Source organism: Gluconacetobacter diazotrophicus PA1 5 (assembly GCF_000021325.1).
GTDB lineage: Bacteria > Pseudomonadota > Alphaproteobacteria > Acetobacterales > Acetobacteraceae > Gluconacetobacter > Gluconacetobacter diazotrophicus.
Map to the genome: position 1 here is coordinate 3,465,960 of NC_011365.1, position 15,753 is coordinate 3,481,712.

Here is a 15,753-nt window from a genome sequence, read left to right on the forward strand (position 1 = left end):
GACGAGTCGTAATGATATGCGTACCGATTCGCGTATGGGTTTTCAGGGGTTATTCTGAATCAATTCATTACACCCTGTCGCGTATGAATTCCACGAGGCGACGGAGGAATCCGGCCGGTCTGGGCTCGGAAAGATCCAGATCGCCCAGCGCGCCGCTGCCCCCGGCCGCCCACGCCAGCAATCCGGCGGACGTGGCGAAGGACGGCCAGGCCGCCGCGTCGTCCGGCAGGCCGCGAATGCCCGTGGGGCGGCCCAGCCGGACCTGGCGGTTGAGGATGCGCGCGGCCATGTTGCCCACGCCATCCAGCAGCGATGCCCCGCCCGTCAGCACGACCCGCCCGTCGGCGGCGCGGCCCACCCCGGCCGATTCCAGCCTGTCACGCACCATTTCCAGCGTTTCCTCGATTCGTGGCCGGATGATCGAGACCACCTTGGAGCGGGAAATATTGACGAATTGATGGTGATCGTCGCCGATCAGCTGCACGGGCAGCAGGTCCATGTCGTCGTCGGCCGACAGTTCCGCCGAGCCGTACATGGTCTTCAGCCATTCGGCGCTGTCGATCGGCGTGGACAGCACGTGGGCGATGTCGCGCGTGACATGCATGCCGCCCACCGGCAGGCAGGCGGTGTGCAGAAGCTGGCCCTCGCCGAACACGGCGATCGAGGTCGTGCCGCCGCCCATGTCCACCACGGTGACGCCCAGTTCGCGCTCGTTTTCGTCCAGCACCGACAGGCCCGACGCCAGCGGGGCCGAGACCAGTTCGCTGATCTTCAGTTCCGCGCGCGTCAGCACGGTTTCCAGGTTGCGCAGCGCGGTGGTCGAGGCATCGATGACATGCAGGCGCGACGTCAGCTGGTCGCACAGATGCCCGCGCGGATCGGCCACGCCCGCCGTTTCGTCCACCGCGAAATCCAGCGGCAGCGTGTGGATGGTCGACCGGCCCTCGGACATCGCGCGCATCCGGCCCTCGGTCACCACGCGGCGGACGTCGGAATCCGTGATCTCGCGCCCGCCCACGGGCCAGCGGACGTTGAACAGGCGGCTTTCGGGGTGGCCGCAGGACAGGTTGACATAGACCGTGTCCAGCCGGCGTTCGGCCGCGTCCTCGGCCTGGCCCACGGCGGCGCGGATCGCGGCCTCGGCCTCGTGCAGGTTCACGATGCCGCCGGATTTCACGCCATGCGACCGGCGCCAGCCATGGCCCAGCACCCGCAGCGTGCCGTCGGGTTCGCCCCGCCCGATCAGGCACATGATCTTGGTCGAGCCGATATCCAGCACGCCGAACGTTCCGGGCCGCCAGGCGCGCGGCGGCGCGGGCGCGTCGGGCGGCGGCAGCGCGATGACGCGTCCGCCGGTCACGGACGGGGCGGCGGGCGTGGCGCGCCGCCGGGCGCGGCGGCGGCGGGCCGGCCGGTCGGGGGGCGCGTCTTCGTCCTGTGGGGTCACGACCAGGTCGTTCATGCGCGGTTCCGTTGGGCGGGCTCGCCGCCCATCGGCGGCAGGTTGGGGACGGGGGGCGGAAGCGGTGCGGACGCCGGAAGCGACGTGCGGGGCCGGACCGGTGCAGGTGCCGGCGCCGGCACGGGGGCGGCCAGGGGCGCGGACATGGCGGACGCCGCCGGCCGGGACTCGCCATGGCTGGTCGCCGGGCCGGCCGGGTTCGGCCGGTGCGCGGCCGGGTGCGGGGCGGGTGGCGTGCCGGCGTCGGCGCCCGGCGGGCCTGCGTTCGGCGCCTTGCCATCCTGTGCCGCCCCGTTCGGCGCGACGGGGTCGGCGGCCGTCGGCGGCGGTTGCTGGACCACCAGCCGGTCGGGCAGGCGCAGGTCGATGCTGATCACGGGGCGGTCCAGCAGCTTCATGCTGTCCTGCAGTTCGGCCAGCCGCTTCAGTGCCGGAATTTCCTCGCCCTCGGGCAGCAGGACGGTTGTGCCGTCATGCAGCAGCAGGTTCCACCGCCGCTGGCCCACGCGCACGGCGGCGGCCATGTGGGCCAGCACCACCGGCTGGCCGGCCAGCATGTCCATCAGCGGGGCGGCGGCAAGGTTGGCGTCCGGCCCAACCACCAGGGGCAGTTGCAGGAAGGCCTGGGCGTCCTTGCCGCTCAGGCCCGCCTGTCCGGGGCCCTGGTCCTGGACCGGGTTGCCGGCGCGGTCGATCAGCATGAAGCGGCCCTGGTTCTGCCAGACCGCGAAGGGACGGCGTTCGGTCAGGCGCACCACGATGGTGCCCGGCAGGTGGCGTTCGACCACCGAATGGTCCACGAAGGGCAGCGCGTCGATCCGCTGGCGGGCGGCTTCGACCGAAAAGCCCAGCACCGGGTCGCCGATGCGCACGCCCAGGGCATCGCGCAGCGCGGCCTCGTCGGTCAGCGTGCGGCCGCTGACCTGGATGTCGGTCACGCGCAGCGGCAGCAGGCTGACCAGGCGGGCGCGGATCGGCGCGAACCGTTCCTCGGACCGCATGTCGCGCAGCACGGCCGCGCCCCCGGCGATTACAATCAGGAAGACGAGGGCAAGCGCGACCGGCCGCGCCATGCGGCGTTGCCGCCGCATGAAGATCGACAGCCGTGACGGCCGGTCGCTTCGATTGTCCCGCGTCCGTCGCATCTAGGTCCGGCACGCCGCGTGTTCGACCATCCACCGGCACAGCGCGCCATAGGGGATGCCGCAGGCCCCCGCCTGTTCGGGCAGCAGCGAGGTCGGGGTCATGCCGGGCTGGGTATTGACCTCCAGGATCACCAGTCGCCCCGGCCCGTCGCCGCACTGCGTGTCGTCGTAACGGAAATCGGTGCGCGACGCGCCGGCGCAGCCCAGCGCGCGGTGGGCGGCCACCGCCAGGTCCAGCGCCTGGGCGAACGCGTCCGGGTGGATACGCGCGGGCAGGATGTGCCGCGATCCGCCATTCTGGTACTTGGCGGCGTAGTCGTAGAATTCATGCCCGGCATCGGGATTGGGGGTGATGTCGGTCACGGTCAGGGCGCGGTCGCCCATTACCCCCACCGTCAGTTCGCGCCCGGGGATGAATTCCTCGACCAGCGCCAGGGGGCCGTAGGTCCATGCGTCGGCGATCGCGGCGCGGCGGTTGGTGCCCGGCCGTACGATCTCGACACCCACCGACGATCCTTCGTTCAGCGGCTTGATGACATAGGGGGCGGGCAGCGGGTCGGCGGCGGGAAAGTCGGCGATGGCGATGACCCCGCCCTGCGCCACCGGCAGGCCCGCGGCGCGGAAGGCCGAGCGGGCCGCCGCCTTGTCCATCGCCATGGCCGACGCGCGGACGCCGGAATGGGTGTAGGGGATGTTCATCCAGTCCAGCACGCCCTGGATTGACCCGTCCTCGCCGAAGCGGCCGTGCAGGGCGTTGAACACCACGTCGGGCCGGTGCGCCGTCAGGTCCGCGACGATGGCGCCGAGGTCCGGCCCGGCATCCAGCACGCGGACGTCGAATCCTTCCTCGCGCAGGGCGGCGCTGATGCCGGCGCCGCTGGACAGGCTGACGGTGCGCTCGGCGGACAGGCCGCCGGTCAGCACCGTGATGGTGCGCGGACGGGTCATGACGGTTCTCCTGCCCCAATGGCTGTCTCGGTCGGGGATGGGGTGGCGGGACGGCCGATCCGCTTGATTTCCCACTCCAGCGTGACGCCGGTATGGACGCGCACCCGCTTGCGCACGCTCTCGCCCAGGCGTTCCAGGGCGGCGGCGGTGGCGTCGCCGGTGTTCAGGATGAAATTGCAGTGCTTCGTGCTGACCTGTGCGCCGTCCATGGTCAGGCCCCGGCAGCCGGCGCTGTCGATCAGTTCCCACGCCTTGCGGTCCGTCACCGACGGGTCGGGGTTGCGGAAGGTCGATCCGCCGGTGCGGGCCCGCGTGGGCTGCGACTCCTCGCGCGACTGGCGGATGGCCGCGATGGCCTGGCGGATGTCGGCGGGGGCCGCGGGCGCGGCGCGCAGGCGCGCGCGCACCACCACCGCGCCAGCCGGCAGCGCCGACCGGCGATAGCCGAACCCCAGCGCCGGCCCGGACAGGCGCACGCTGTTGCCGTCGCGGGTGATGATGTCGGCCCAGTCCAGCACCGTCGCGACGTCGGACCCGTGGGCGCCCGCGTTCATGGCGACCGCGCCGCCGATCGAACCGGGAATGCCGGCCAGGAATTCCAGCCCCTTCAGCCCCGCCTCGGCCGCGCGTTCGGCCACGACCATGTCCAGGCAGGCCGCGCCGACCACCAGCCCGTCCGGTTCCGCCACGATGTCGGCAAAGCCGCCGCCCAGCCGGATCACCACCCCGTCGATCCCGCCGTCGCGGATGATCACGTTCGAGCACGCGCCCAGCACCGTGACCGGCACGTCCGGCGGCAGGCGGTGCAGCGCGTCCGCCAGGTCCTGCGTATCGGCCGGCTGCAGCAGGATTTCCGCCGGGCCGCCGACGCGGAACCAGGTGCGCGGGCCCAGCGGCGCACCCTGGGTCAGCCGTCCGCGCAGGCCGGCCAGCATTGCGCGTACCTCGGCGGTCCAGGATGCATCCGAAGGGGCGGGGGGCGTGGTCATGCCGCGCATTCGCCCTTTCGCGCCGCGGCCGGGTTCTGCAACGCCGCCAGTTGGCCGGGCAGGGCCTGCGCCCAGTTGGTGATGCTGCCGGCCCCCAGGCAGACGACGAAGTCGCCGGGGCGGGCGATGGCGTGGACCATTTCCGCCAGGTGTTCCGGGTCGGGCAGCGGCACCACCGAACGGTGGCCGCGCTCGCGCAGGCCCTCGACCAGCGCGTCGCGGTCCACACCCGGGATCGGGGCCTCGCCCGCGGCATAGACGTCGGCCACGATGACGGTGCCGGCATCGTTCATGCAGGTGCAGAATTCGCCGAACAGCGTCTGCAGCCGGGAATAGCGGTGCGGCTGGACCACGGCGATGACGTCGCGCGCGCCGGCCTGGCGCGCGGCCTTCAGCACGGCGGCGATTTCCACCGGGTGGTGGCCGTAATCGTCGATCACGGTGATGCCGCCGGTCTCGCCGGTGCGGGTGAAGCGGCGCTTGACCCCACGGAATCCCGCGAAGGCCGAGCGCAGGGTGGCGTCGTCGATATCCATCTCGACCCCGACGGCGATCGCGGCCAGCGCGTTCTGCACGTTGTGGTGGCCCAGCATCGGCAGGCGGAACGGACCGGCGCGGCGCGTGCGGTTGCGGTTGCGGTTGGTCACCACGACCTCGAACGTCGCGCCCAGCTTGTCGGTGATGACCTTCTCGGCCCGGATGTCGGCCTGGGGCGAAAAGCCATAGGTCACGATCCGGTGGTCCGACAGGCGCGGGATCATCTGCTGCACCGCCGGATGGTCGATGCACAGCACCGCGAAGCCGTAGAACGGAATGTTGGAGACGAACTGGTCGTACGCCGCCTGCATCGCCTCGGCGGTGCCCCAATGGTCCAGATGCTCGGGGTCCATGTTGGTCACGACGGTGATGACCGAGGGCAGGCGCAGGAACGATCCGTCGGATTCGTCGGCCTCGACCACCATCCAGTCGCCCGATCCCATGCGGGTGTTGGTGCCGTAGGCCTCGATGATGCCGCCATTGATGACCGTGGGGTCCAGGCGCGCCGCTTCCAGCACCGCCGCGATCAGGCTGGTGGTCGTGGTCTTGCCGTGCGTGCCGCCGACCGCGACGGCCCAGCGCAGGCGCATCAGCTCGGCCAGCATCTCGGCCCGCCGGACGACGGGGATCAGCCGCGCGCGGGCGGCCACCACTTCCGGATTGTCGCGGCGGACGGCGGTCGATGTCACCACGACCTGCGCCGCGCCCAGGTTGGCGGCGTCATGGCCGATCGCCACCGTGATGCCGGCGGCGCGCAGGCGCTGCACGTTCGCGTTCTCGGCGATGTCCGAACCCTGCACGGCATAGCCCAGCATGTGCAGCACCTCGGCAATGCCGGACATGCCGATGCCGCCGATCCCGACGAAGTGGATGGTGCCGATGGATAGGGGCAGGGCTCTCATGCGTGGGTCTCCGTCTTCGCGGCTGTCGGATAGGCGGGGCGGGGGGGCGGACGCAAGCGTCCTTCGATCGTATCGGTGATCAGGTCGGCGAACAGGCTTGCGGCGTCGGGTCGGGCCAGGCCCTGGGCGGCGCGCGCAGCCCCGGTCAGGCGTGCCGGGTCGGATAGCAGGGAGTCCAGCAATCCGGCCAGGGCAGGGGGTGTGAAATCGGGCTGGCGGATCATCCAGGCGGCACCGGATTCGACCAGGGCGGCGGCGTTGGCCCCCTGTTCGTCGCTGGCCGCGATCGGCAGCGGCACTAGGATCGCGGGCCGGCCGGCATCGGTCAGTTCCGCCACCGACGACCCGCCCGCGCGGCCGATCACCAGATGGGCACCCCCCAGCAGTTCCGCGACGTTCGAGAAGAAGGGCGAGATCTCGGCGGCAATCCCAAGCGTGGCATAGGCCTGGCGGACGCGTTCGACATCTTCGGCCCGCGCCTGCTGGGTCACGTGCAGGCGCGCGCGCAGGCTTTCGGGCAGGCGGGCGATGGCGTCGGGCACCACGTCGCTGAACACGCGCGCGCCCAGCGACCCGCCCCAGACCAGCAGGCGGATGGTGTCCACGGGCGGCTGGTAGGCGGTGCCGTACAGCGCCGCGATCTCGTCGCGCACCGGCATGCCGGTCAGCACCGTCCGCGCCCCCGCCGGCAGGCGGGCGACCTGGGCGAACGAGGTGGCGATGCCGTCGGCGAAGCGCGCCAGCATCGCATTGGCCTGCCCCAGCACGGCATTGCCTTCATGGATGAAGATCAGCGGGCGCTTGTGACCCAGCGACCGGGCCCCCAGCAGCGGCGGGACGGAGGGATAGCCGCCGAACCCCACCACCGCCACGGCATCCAGCCGGCGCAGGATGGTGCGCGCCTGCGCCGTGCCGCGCGCCAGCGCCAGGGCGGCGCGGGCGCGGTGCGACAGGCCATGCCCGGCGATGCCCGCGCCCGGCAGGACGAATTGCGCGCCATCCGCGAAGACGCCATGCAGGCGCGTACCGGCCCGGCGGTCGGTCATCAGCGCGATGGCGTGCCCCCGCGCGGCCAGCACGCGGGCCAGCGCCTCGGCGGGGATGAAATGGCCGCCGGTGCCCCCGGCGGCGATGACGATGGGGCGGTTCAGGGTCGTGGTGGTGTCCTGGTTCGTGCTCATGCCGCGGCCCTCCGCGACCGGAAGGCGGCGTGGCCGCGCGGGATGCGGCTTTCGCCCACCCGGTGGCGCGTCAGGGCCAGGACCATGCCGATGGTCAGCGCCACCGACATCGCCGACGACCCGCCATAGGAAATGAACGGCAGCGTCATGCCCTTGGTCGGGATCAAATGCAGGGTGGACCCCATGTTGACGAAGGCCTGCAGGCCGAAGCCGGTGATCAGCCCCGTGCTGGCGACGACGATGAACGGGTCGTCCTCGCGCAGCAGCTTCAGCAAGGTCCGCACCACGATCACGCAGAACACGCCGATGATGAACAGGCAGACCAGCATGCCGAATTCCTCGCCCGCGACGGCGAAGACGAAATCGGCGTGGGCGTCGGGCAGCAGGTCCTTGACCCGTCCCTCGCCGGGACCACGGCCCATCAGCCCGCCATTGCCGAAGGCGCGCAGGGCGGTGTCGATCTGGTAATGGTCGCCGACATTGGGGTGCAGGAAGCGTTCCACGCGCGAGCGCACGTGCGGGAACGCCACATAGGCGCCCAGGAAGGCCGCGATCATGCAGCCGACCCCGGCGCCGACGAAGAAGATGTTCAGCCCGTCGATGAACAGTTGCGTCATGAAGACGGTGGTGATCACGCTGAGCATGCCGATATCCGGCTGCGATTTCAGCAGCACGAGGATGACCGCGAACAGGCCCAGCGCGATCGGCATGCCCGGGAACAGGCGCCGCGCCCGCCGTTCGGTCAGCAGCCACGCCGTCACGACCGCGAAGCAGGGCTTGAGGAATTCCGACGGCTGGACCGACATCAGCGGCAGCGCGATCCAGCGCCGCGCGCCCTTGATTTCCACGCCATGGACCAGCGTCAGCGCGGTGGCGCCCATGGCCAGCACGAACCCCACCGCCGCCAGTCGCTTCACCCCCCGGGGCGAGAGCAGCGAGGCGCCCGTGACGATCAGCCCCGCCAGCGACAGGAAGATTACCTGCTTCAGGATGAACATGTCGCGCGATGCGCCGATGCGCGTGGCGACGGCGGGGCTGGCCGCCAGCATCAGCACATAGCCGAAGCCGATCAGTACGCCGACGCAGGACAGCGTCACCCGGTCGACATTGCGCCACCAGCGCGCAAGGTAGGATGCATCGACGCGTGAGATCCCGGCCATCAGTCCGTCCCCAATGTGGGCGCCAGCAGGCGGACCAGGTCCGCGAAGTGCCGGCCGCGATGTTCGAAGCTGGCGTACTGATCAAAGCTGGCGCAGGCGGGGGACAGCAGCACCACCGGCACGCCGTCCCGCCGCGCCAGGGCGAGGGCGGCGGGCACCGCCGCGTCCATCGTGCCCGACAGCGTGAAGGCAACGCCGTGCGCGGCCAGGGTTTCGGCCAGCGCCGGCGCGTCCTGCCCGATCAGGAAAGCATGGGCCACGCGCGGGAAGAACGGCGCCAGGTCCGCGATTCCGCCGGCCTTGGCCACACCGCCCGCGATCCACACCAGCCGGTCGTAGCAGCCCAGCGCCCGCGATGCGGCATCGGCGTTCGTCGCCTTGCTGTCGTCGATGAAGCGCACGCCGTCGACGGTGCCGACCGGCTTCTGCCGGTGGGCCAGGCCCGGGAAGGTCCGCAGCGCGCCGGCGATCGTGGCGCGCGGCACGCCCAGCGCCAGGGCCATCGCCGCCGCCGCCGCCGCGTTTTCGGCATTGTGCGCGCCGGGCAGGGATGGGGCATCGGCCAGGGTGGCGATCGGCCCGTCCGCGTCGCGCAGCACACCCCCGGCGCCGGTCAGGCCGGCGTCGGCACGGGTGCCGGATATGGTGACGACCCGGATGCCGCGCGCCGCCAGGTCGCGGGCCAGCGCCGCGTCGTCCGGGGCGTCGTACTGGCCCAGCACGGCCAGGTCGCCCGGTCCCTGGCGGTCGAAGACGTGCTGCTTGGCCCGTCGATAGCCTGCCATGTCGCCATGGCGGTCCAGGTGGTCGGGCGTCAGGTTCAGCAGGCACGCGGCGTCGAAGCGCAGGTCCCGCAGCCGTTCCAGCATGTAGGACGACATTTCCAGCACATAGACGCCCGTGTCGGGCAGCAGCGGCAGCGCCAGCGCCGCCGGGCCCAGGTTCCCGCCCGCCGCGACCGGCAGGCCGGCGGTGTGGAGCATGTGGGCCAGCAGGGTGGTGGTGGTCGATTTGCCGTTGGTTCCGGTGATGCCGGCGAAGCGCGCGCGCGACCCGGACCGGCGCACCGCCTGGAACAGCAGGTTGGCATCCGACAGGATGGGAACGCCCGCCGCGTGCGCCATCCGGGCGACAGGATGCGGGTGGGGCAGGATGTGCGGAATGCCGGGCGAGAGCACCAGCGCGTCGAACCCCGCCAGCGTGTCGAACGGCGCGATGGCGACGCCCGGCACGTCCGCGACCGCCGCACGAGCGGCGTCGCCGTCATCCCAGGCCTGCACGTCCGCCCCCATCGCGGCCAGCGCGCGGACGGCGGGGGCGCCGTTGCGCCCCAGCCCCAGCACCGCGTAGCGGCTGCCGGCCAACAGGCCGGGGGGGAACAGGCCCGGGCCGCTCATCGCAGCTTCAGCGTGGCCAGGCCACACAGTCCCAGGACGATGGACACGATCCAGAAGCGGATGACGATCTTGGGCTCCTGCCAGCCTTTCTTTTCGAAATGATGGTGCAGCGGCGCCATCAGGAACACCCGCCGCCCGGTGCGGCGGAACCAGAAGACCTGGATGATCACGGACAGGGTTTCGACCACGAACAGGCCGCCGACGATGCACAGCACCAGTTCATGCTTCACCGCGACGGCGATCGCGCCCAGCGCGCCGCCCAGCGACAGCGACCCGGTATCGCCCATGAACACCGCCGCCGGCGGGGCGTTGAACCACAGGAAGCCCAGCCCCGCGCCGACCAGGGCCGAACAGAATACGCACAGCTCGCCCGTGCCCGGCACCGCGTGCAGTTGCAGGTAGTCGGCGAAGACGTGGTTGCCGACCAGATACGAGATCAGCCCGAAGACCAGCGCCGCGATGATGACCGGCACGATCGCCAGCCCGTCCAGCCCGTCGGTGAAATTGACGGCGTTGCCGAAGCCGGTGATCGTGATCATGGCAAACAGCGGGAAGGCGAAGCCCAGCGGCAGCAGCCATTCCTTGAGGAACGGAAAGGCCAGGTGATTGGCCAGGTCCGCCGGCATCAGGCTCTGCATCCAGTAGCCGCCGACCAGCGACGCCGCGAATTCGCAGCCCAGGCGCATGCGCTTGGACACGCCGGCGGTGTTGCGCCGCGACAGCTTCAGGTAATCGTCGGCGAACCCCACCGCGCCGAAGCTCAGCGTGGTCAGCAGCACGGCCCAGACATACCCGTCGGTCAGGTCCGCCCACAGCAGCGTTGAACCGAACAGGGCCGCCAGGATCAGCACGCCGCCCATGGTGGGAGTGCCGGCCTTTTCCAGGATGTGGCGTTCCGGGCCCAGGGCGCGGATCGGCTGACCCTCGCGCTGGATGCGGCGCAGTTGCGCGATCAGCGGGTTGCCCAGCAGCAGCGAGATCGCCAGCGCCGTGAGGCACGCCGCCCCGGCGCGGAAGGTGATGTAGCGGAACAGGTTCAGGACGGTGACGTGTGCCGCCCCGTGATGCTGGATCAGGTCGTAGAGCATCAGGCCGCACCCGCCTTGGAGGGTGCCGTCGCGGGCGCGGTCAGCACCGCGACGACATCGCGCATGCGGCTGCCGAAGCTGCCCTTGACCAGGATCACGTCGTCCTGGGCCACGGCATCGCGCACCAGCGGCGCCAGGCTGGCGGCGTCCGGCGCCCATGCGCCGCGTCGGGAGGGGGGAAGCAGGTCGAACAGATATTTCATATCGGGGCCGGAGCAGAAGACGAGGTCCGCATGCGCCAGCACGGCGGACAGGAGGGATTCATGTTCGGCGCGCGCGAAGGCGCCGAGTTCGCGGATATCGCCCAGCACGGCCATGCGCCGTGTCGCGGGCAGCAGCCCCAGCACCGCCAGGGACGAGCGGACGGACAGGACCGAGGCGTTGTAGCTTTCATCCAGCAGGGCGGCGCGGCCGCCCAGGATCGGCTTCAGCGCGCCGCGCCCGGCGCCGGGCCGGAAATCCGCCAGCGCCGTGGCGGCGGTCGCGATGTCGGCGCCCAGGGCGGCCACCGCCGCCAGCGCCGTGGCGGCGTTGCGGACCAGGTGGCGGCCCGGGGCGTTCAGGCGTACGGGGACGGACCGTCCGTCGATGGTGACGGTGAAGCTGCTGCCCTCGGCATCCAGCGCCACGTCCGACACGGCCACCGTGCTGTCGGTCCGTTCGCCGGCCCGCCACAATGTGGCCCGTGCCCGCGCCGCCTGTTCGGCGAAGATCGGCTGGCCCGTGGCGTCATCGGGGACAATGGCGATGCCGGCGGGCGGCAGGGTCGCGATCAGGTCGGATTTTTCCCTCGCGATGGCCTCCAGGCTGCCCATATGGCCCAGATGGGCGCCGGCGATGGTGGTGACGAGGGCGACAAGCGGCCGGACCATCACCGCCAGCGGCGCGATTTCTCCGGGGTGGTTCATGCCCACCTCGCAGACGCAGAAGGCGGCATCCATCGGCAGGCGGGCCAGCGTCAGCGGTACGCCCCAATGGTTGTTGTAGGACGCGGCGGCGCAATGGGTCGGCCCGATCGCGCCCAGCGCCAGGCGCAGCATCTCCTTGGTCGTGGTCTTGCCCACGCTGCCGGTGACGGCGACCATCCGGCCGGTGAAGCGGGTGCGGGCATAGCGCCCCAGCGCGTTCAGCGCCGCCATCGTGTCGGGCACGCGCAGCAGGCGCGGATCGTCGGAATCGGTGCCCAGGACAGTCGGGTCATGGATCATGGCGGCGGCGGCGCCCTGGTCCAGGGCCGCGCGGACGTGGGCATGGCCATCGCTGTTTTCGCCCGCCAGCGCGATGAACAGGTCGCCCGGGGCCAGCGTGCGGGTGTCGATCGACACCCCGGTGACTGCAACCGGCGCCTGCCCCGTGAACGTGCCGCCGGTCGCGTCCTGCAGTGCCGCGCGGGTCCACAGAACCGTCATGCCCGCACCCCGGCCAGGTCGCGAATGACCGATGCGTCATCGAAGGGCAGCGTCGCGGTGCCGATGGTCTGGCCCTGTTCGTGGCCCTTGCCGGCCACCACCAGCACGTCGCCGGCCCGCAGCATCGACAGGCCCTCGGCGATCGCCCGCGCGCGATCGCCGATTTCGATCGCGCCCGGCGCGCCGGCCAGGACCTCGCCCCGGATGAAGGCGGGGTCCTCGGTGCGGGGGTTGTCGTCGGTGACGATGGCGATGTCGGCGCGGCGGGTCGCTTCCTGCCCCATCAGCGGGCGCTTGCCGCGATCGCGGTCGCCGCCGGCGCCGAACACGGCGATCAGCCGGCCCGAGGCGTGCGGGCGCAGCGCGTCCAGCAGGCGGGCCAGCGCGTCCGGGGTATGGGCGTAATCGACATAGGCCGCCGCCCCGTTGGGCAGCAGCGCCGCGCGCTCCATCCGTCCGCGCACGCCGCGCAGCGCAGGCAGCAGGTCGATCGCCCGGGCCAGCCCGTCGGCGCCCGGCGCGGCCAGCGCCGCCGCCAGCAGCGCATTGTCGGCCTGGAAGCGGCCGGGCAGTGCCAGGACGATGTCGCGCGCAACCCCGCCCGACGCGATCCGCAGATGCTGGCCCTCGGGCAGCGGGGTGCTGCCCAGCAGGCGGATCGCATCTCCCGCTTCGCCGACCAGGCGCAGGTCCAGTCCCCGCCGCGCGGCAATATCGCGTAGCGCGTCCAGCGTCGCGGTGTCCATGTCCGCATTCGCCGCCATCAGCCCGTCCGGCGGCAGCAGCGTGTCGAACAGGCGCAGCTTGGCCGCGCGGTAGGCGTCCAGCGTGCCGTGATAGTCCAGATGGTCTCGGGTCAGGTTGGTAAAGCCGGCCGCCGACAGGCGCAGCCCGTCCAGCCGGTGCTGGTCCAGCCCGTGGGACGATGCCTCGATGGCCACGTCGGTGACGCCGCCGCGCGCCATGGCGGCCAGCAGGGTGGCCAGGCCCACGCTGTCCGGCGTGGTCAGGACCGGCCCGCAATCGGGAAGGTCGATGTCCGCGATCACCCCCAGCGTGCCGATGCTGGCGGCGCGGCGGTGCTGATGGCCCCATATCTGGCGCAGGAAATCGACGGTGCTGGTCTTGCCGTTGGTGCCGGTGACGGCGACGACATGGTCCGGCTGCGCCCCGGCGAGGAACGCCGCCAGCAGGGCCAGCGCCCGGCGCGGTTCGTCCACCCCGATGACCGGGACGCCGGGCGCGGGGGTCCCGCGCGGTGCGACGATCGCGGCGGCGCCGGCGGCGATCGCGGCGGGGATGAAGGCGCTGCCGTCGGCGCGCGTGCCGGGAATGGCGACGAACAGCATGCCCGGCGTCACCCGCCGGCTGTCGGCGGTCACGCCGGTAATCGCCGGGTCGGCGCCGGGCGGGGCGGACAGGCCGGCCGCCGCCAGCACCTGGGACAGGGGGTGGGTCATCCGCGGGATTCCATCGGGTCGGAGGACCGCGCGGCCCGTTCTGCCCGGGCGGCGTGCAGGCGCGGCTGCGTGGACAGGTCGGCCACCGGCATGTCGCCATGCCGCTCGCCCTTCTTCGGCGTCTTCGGCGGCTTCGGTGCGTTGCGGGGATCGCCGGGGTCGTTGCCCGGGCCCAGCGCGCGATAGCCGCGCGGCACCGCCGGCTCCATCGGGATGGCCAGCGCCTCGTCGATGGCCTGGGCGTTGGCGGTGTTGGGGAACAGCCCCAGCATCGGGCCGATGCGGGTCACGATCTTGGACACCGTGGGGGCGGCGTTCCACGCCGCCGTGGTCCAGCCATGGGTCTGCGGCGTCGCCTTGGGACTGTCGAGCATGACGTAGACGGCGTAGCGCGGTGCGTTCATCGGAAAGATGCTGGTGAAGGCCGCGACGTTGACATGTTTCAGATAGCCGCCATGCGGCCCGATCTTCTCGGCGGTGCCTGTCTTGCCGCCGACGAAATAGCCCGGTGATTCCGCCGATTTTCCGGTCCCCTGTGTCACGTCCAGGCGCAGGATGCGGCGCAGCAGTGCCGAGATTTCGGGCGAGATGACGCGCGTGCCGGCGGCGGCGGGCGCTCCGGGTTCGGTGGGCGACGGGTCGGACGACGGGGCGGCGGGCGCGTCGGTGCCGGCATCGTCGCGGGCCAGCAGGGTGGGGTGCAGAAGCAGCCCGCCATTCACGGTGGCGGCGGTGCCCCGGACGATGGCCAGCGGCGGTTCGGCGACGCCATGGCCGAAGCCCACCGTCATGACAGTGGAAATCCCCCAGTTGCGCGTCTGGGGCACGATGGGACGTCCGGCTTCCGGCAGTTCGATCGGCGCCGGGGAGAAGAAGCCCATCTTCCGCAGCCAGTCCTGCTGGCGCTGGGCACCGACATCCAGCGCGATATGGGCGGCGGCGGGGTTGGAGGAGAACGCCATGACCCCGGGCAGCGACAGCCAGGGGGCGAAATGGTCCGTCTTCATGTCCGAAATGGTAAAGCGGCCGATATGGATCGGAATGGTGGAAAACCGGTCCCAGATATGCGCCACACCCATTTGCAGCGCCATGGCGGCCGTCTGCAGCTTGAAGGTCGAGCCCGGTTCGTACATGCCCGTCACGGCGCGGTTGAAGCGGGCATCGGGGTCCGCGCGGCCGAAATCGTTGGCATCGTAATCGGGCAGGCTGACCATGGCGATGATCTCGCCGGTATTGACGTCCATCACGATGGCGCACGCGCCGATGGCCTGGAACATGTCCTTGGCCGCCGCCAGTTCGTCGCGCACCACCGCCTGGATGCGCACGTCCAGCGACAGGCGCAGGGGCGTGCGGTCGGAATCCAGCCGCTTGTCCAGGAAGCGTTCGACGCCGGCCACGCCGTGATCGTCGATGTCGACCGCGCCCATGATGTGGGCGGCGACGCGGCCCAGCGGGTAATGGCGCCGCTCGCCCGGTTCGAAATAGATGCCCGGAATGCCCAGGTTGTTGATCGCGACTTCCTGCATCGGCGAGATATCGCGCGCCAGATAGACGAACTGCTTCTTCGTGGACAGGCGGCGGATCGTCTCGTCCGTATCCAGCGCGGGCAGCACGCTCTTCAGCTTCTGCGCGGCGTCCTGCGGGTCGATCATTTCCTGCGGATTGGCATAGACCTGCGCGACGGGCAGCGAAATCGCCAGCACCTGCCCGTTGCGGTCGGTGATCGAGGCGCGATGGACCTGCGGCAGGGCGAAATCGCCGGCCATCATGCCCTTGGGATCGCTCTTGGGGATCGTGGGCACCTGGGGGGCGACCTGCCGGCGTTCCGGTTCCATCGGCATGATGACGGTGGCGGCGGCCAGTTTCAGCGCCACCGCGCCGAACAGGGCGCAGAACCCGACCGAGACGCCCAGCAGGCGGGACTGGGTGCGTTCGCGCGCCGTCCGGCTGCGCAGGTCGTCGCCCGTGATCCGTACATCCATCCGCTGGGGGCGGGAGGGCCCGCTCCGCATGCTGTCTGGTGTGTCGGTCGGGCCGTTGGTCATGGTACCTGCGCTAGGTCATCGGGGGCTGGG

The 15,753-nt window shown here is 71.4% G+C and carries 12 protein-coding genes; all 12 read right to left on the reverse strand.

The genetic code is table 11. The features are described 5' to 3' along the window. Positions 1–67 precede the first annotated feature (67 nt). Genes ftsA through GDIA_RS15935 form a run of 12 tightly spaced genes read right to left on the reverse strand, consistent with a single transcriptional unit; the run spans position 68 to position 15,723 of the window. On the reverse strand, positions 68–1,462 hold the full coding sequence (ftsA, locus tag GDIA_RS15880) for a cell division protein FtsA (protein WP_012554794.1): 1,395 nt from the start codon (positions 1,460–1,462) through the stop codon (positions 68–70). Continuing rightward, a complete protein-coding gene (locus GDIA_RS15885) occupies positions 1,459–2,607 on the reverse strand; it encodes a cell division protein FtsQ/DivIB (protein WP_012554795.1) in 1,149 nt (382 codons plus the stop codon). Before GDIA_RS15885 ends, ftsA begins: the two co-directional genes overlap by 4 nt. Then, positions 2,608–3,555 carry a D-alanine--D-alanine ligase gene (locus GDIA_RS15890; protein WP_012554796.1) on the reverse strand — a complete coding sequence of 316 codons (948 nt, stop codon included), beginning with the start codon at positions 3,553–3,555 and terminating at the stop codon, positions 2,608–2,610. It lies immediately after the preceding gene. Further along, entirely contained in the window at positions 3,552–4,544 is a 993-nt protein-coding gene (murB, locus tag GDIA_RS15895) for a UDP-N-acetylmuramate dehydrogenase (RefSeq protein WP_043459454.1), read from the reverse strand. Before murB ends, GDIA_RS15890 begins: the two co-directional genes overlap by 4 nt. Next, positions 4,541–5,983 carry a UDP-N-acetylmuramate--L-alanine ligase gene (gene murC, locus GDIA_RS15900; protein ID WP_012227602.1) on the reverse strand — a complete coding sequence of 481 codons (1,443 nt, stop codon included), beginning with the start codon at positions 5,981–5,983 and terminating at the stop codon, positions 4,541–4,543. The genes murB and murC overlap by 4 nt, the downstream gene beginning before the upstream one ends. Then, complete coding sequence (gene murG / locus GDIA_RS15905; protein ID WP_012554798.1) at positions 5,980–7,164, reverse strand: undecaprenyldiphospho-muramoylpentapeptide beta-N-acetylglucosaminyltransferase; 1,185 nt, start codon at positions 7,162–7,164, stop codon at positions 5,980–5,982. Before murG ends, murC begins: the two co-directional genes overlap by 4 nt. Further along, positions 7,161–8,324 carry an FtsW/RodA/SpoVE family cell cycle protein gene (locus GDIA_RS15910; RefSeq protein WP_012227600.1) on the reverse strand — a complete coding sequence of 388 codons (1,164 nt, stop codon included), beginning with the start codon at positions 8,322–8,324 and terminating at the stop codon, positions 7,161–7,163. Before GDIA_RS15910 ends, murG begins: the two co-directional genes overlap by 4 nt. Then, positions 8,324–9,721 (reverse strand): UDP-N-acetylmuramoyl-L-alanine--D-glutamate ligase, encoded by a 1,398-nt coding sequence (gene murD / locus GDIA_RS15915; RefSeq protein ID WP_012227599.1) that lies wholly within the window; start codon positions 9,719–9,721, stop codon positions 8,324–8,326. Before murD ends, GDIA_RS15910 begins: the two co-directional genes overlap by 1 nt. Beyond that, the gene (gene mraY / locus GDIA_RS15920) at positions 9,718–10,809 is read right to left on the reverse strand and encodes a phospho-N-acetylmuramoyl-pentapeptide-transferase (RefSeq protein ID WP_012554799.1); all 1,092 of its coding nucleotides are present in this window, start codon (positions 10,807–10,809) and stop codon (positions 9,718–9,720) included. Before mraY ends, murD begins: the two co-directional genes overlap by 4 nt. Then, positions 10,809–12,218, reverse strand: coding sequence for a UDP-N-acetylmuramoyl-tripeptide--D-alanyl-D-alanine ligase (locus GDIA_RS15925; protein ID WP_012554800.1), 1,410 nt, complete (start codon positions 12,216–12,218; stop codon positions 10,809–10,811). The genes mraY and GDIA_RS15925 overlap by 1 nt, the downstream gene beginning before the upstream one ends. After that, positions 12,215–13,678, reverse strand: coding sequence for a UDP-N-acetylmuramoyl-L-alanyl-D-glutamate--2,6-diaminopimelate ligase (locus GDIA_RS15930; protein WP_012227595.1), 1,464 nt, complete (start codon positions 13,676–13,678; stop codon positions 12,215–12,217). The genes GDIA_RS15925 and GDIA_RS15930 overlap by 4 nt, the downstream gene beginning before the upstream one ends. Next, positions 13,675–15,723, reverse strand: coding sequence for a peptidoglycan D,D-transpeptidase FtsI family protein (locus GDIA_RS15935; RefSeq protein ID WP_012227591.1), 2,049 nt, complete (start codon positions 15,721–15,723; stop codon positions 13,675–13,677). The genes GDIA_RS15930 and GDIA_RS15935 overlap by 4 nt, the downstream gene beginning before the upstream one ends. Between the last annotated feature and the right edge of the window lie 30 nt (positions 15,724–15,753).

Coding starts and splice junctions, on each gene's coding strand:
- ftsA (WP_012554794.1), bottom strand. CDS start 1,462: ATGAACGACCTGGTCGTGACCCCACAGGACGAAGACGCGCCCCCCGAC.
- GDIA_RS15885 (WP_012554795.1), bottom strand. CDS start 2,607: ATGCGACGGACGCGGGACAATCGAAGCGACCGGCCGTCACGGCTGTCG.
- GDIA_RS15890 (WP_012554796.1), bottom strand. CDS start 3,555: ATGACCCGTCCGCGCACCATCACGGTGCTGACCGGCGGCCTGTCCGCC.
- murB (WP_043459454.1), bottom strand. CDS start 4,544: ATGACCACGCCCCCCGCCCCTTCGGATGCATCCTGGACCGCCGAGGTA.
- murC (WP_012227602.1), bottom strand. CDS start 5,983: ATGAGAGCCCTGCCCCTATCCATCGGCACCATCCACTTCGTCGGGATC.
- murG (WP_012554798.1), bottom strand. CDS start 7,164: ATGAGCACGAACCAGGACACCACCACGACCCTGAACCGCCCCATCGTC.
- GDIA_RS15910 (WP_012227600.1), bottom strand. CDS start 8,324: ATGGCCGGGATCTCACGCGTCGATGCATCCTACCTTGCGCGCTGGTGG.
- murD (WP_012227599.1), bottom strand. CDS start 9,721: ATGAGCGGCCCGGGCCTGTTCCCCCCCGGCCTGTTGGCCGGCAGCCGC.
- mraY (WP_012554799.1), bottom strand. CDS start 10,809: ATGCTCTACGACCTGATCCAGCATCACGGGGCGGCACACGTCACCGTC.
- GDIA_RS15925 (WP_012554800.1), bottom strand. CDS start 12,218: ATGACGGTTCTGTGGACCCGCGCGGCACTGCAGGACGCGACCGGCGGC.
- GDIA_RS15930 (WP_012227595.1), bottom strand. CDS start 13,678: ATGACCCACCCCCTGTCCCAGGTGCTGGCGGCGGCCGGCCTGTCCGCC.
- GDIA_RS15935 (WP_012227591.1), bottom strand. CDS start 15,723: ATGACCAACGGCCCGACCGACACACCAGACAGCATGCGGAGCGGGCCC.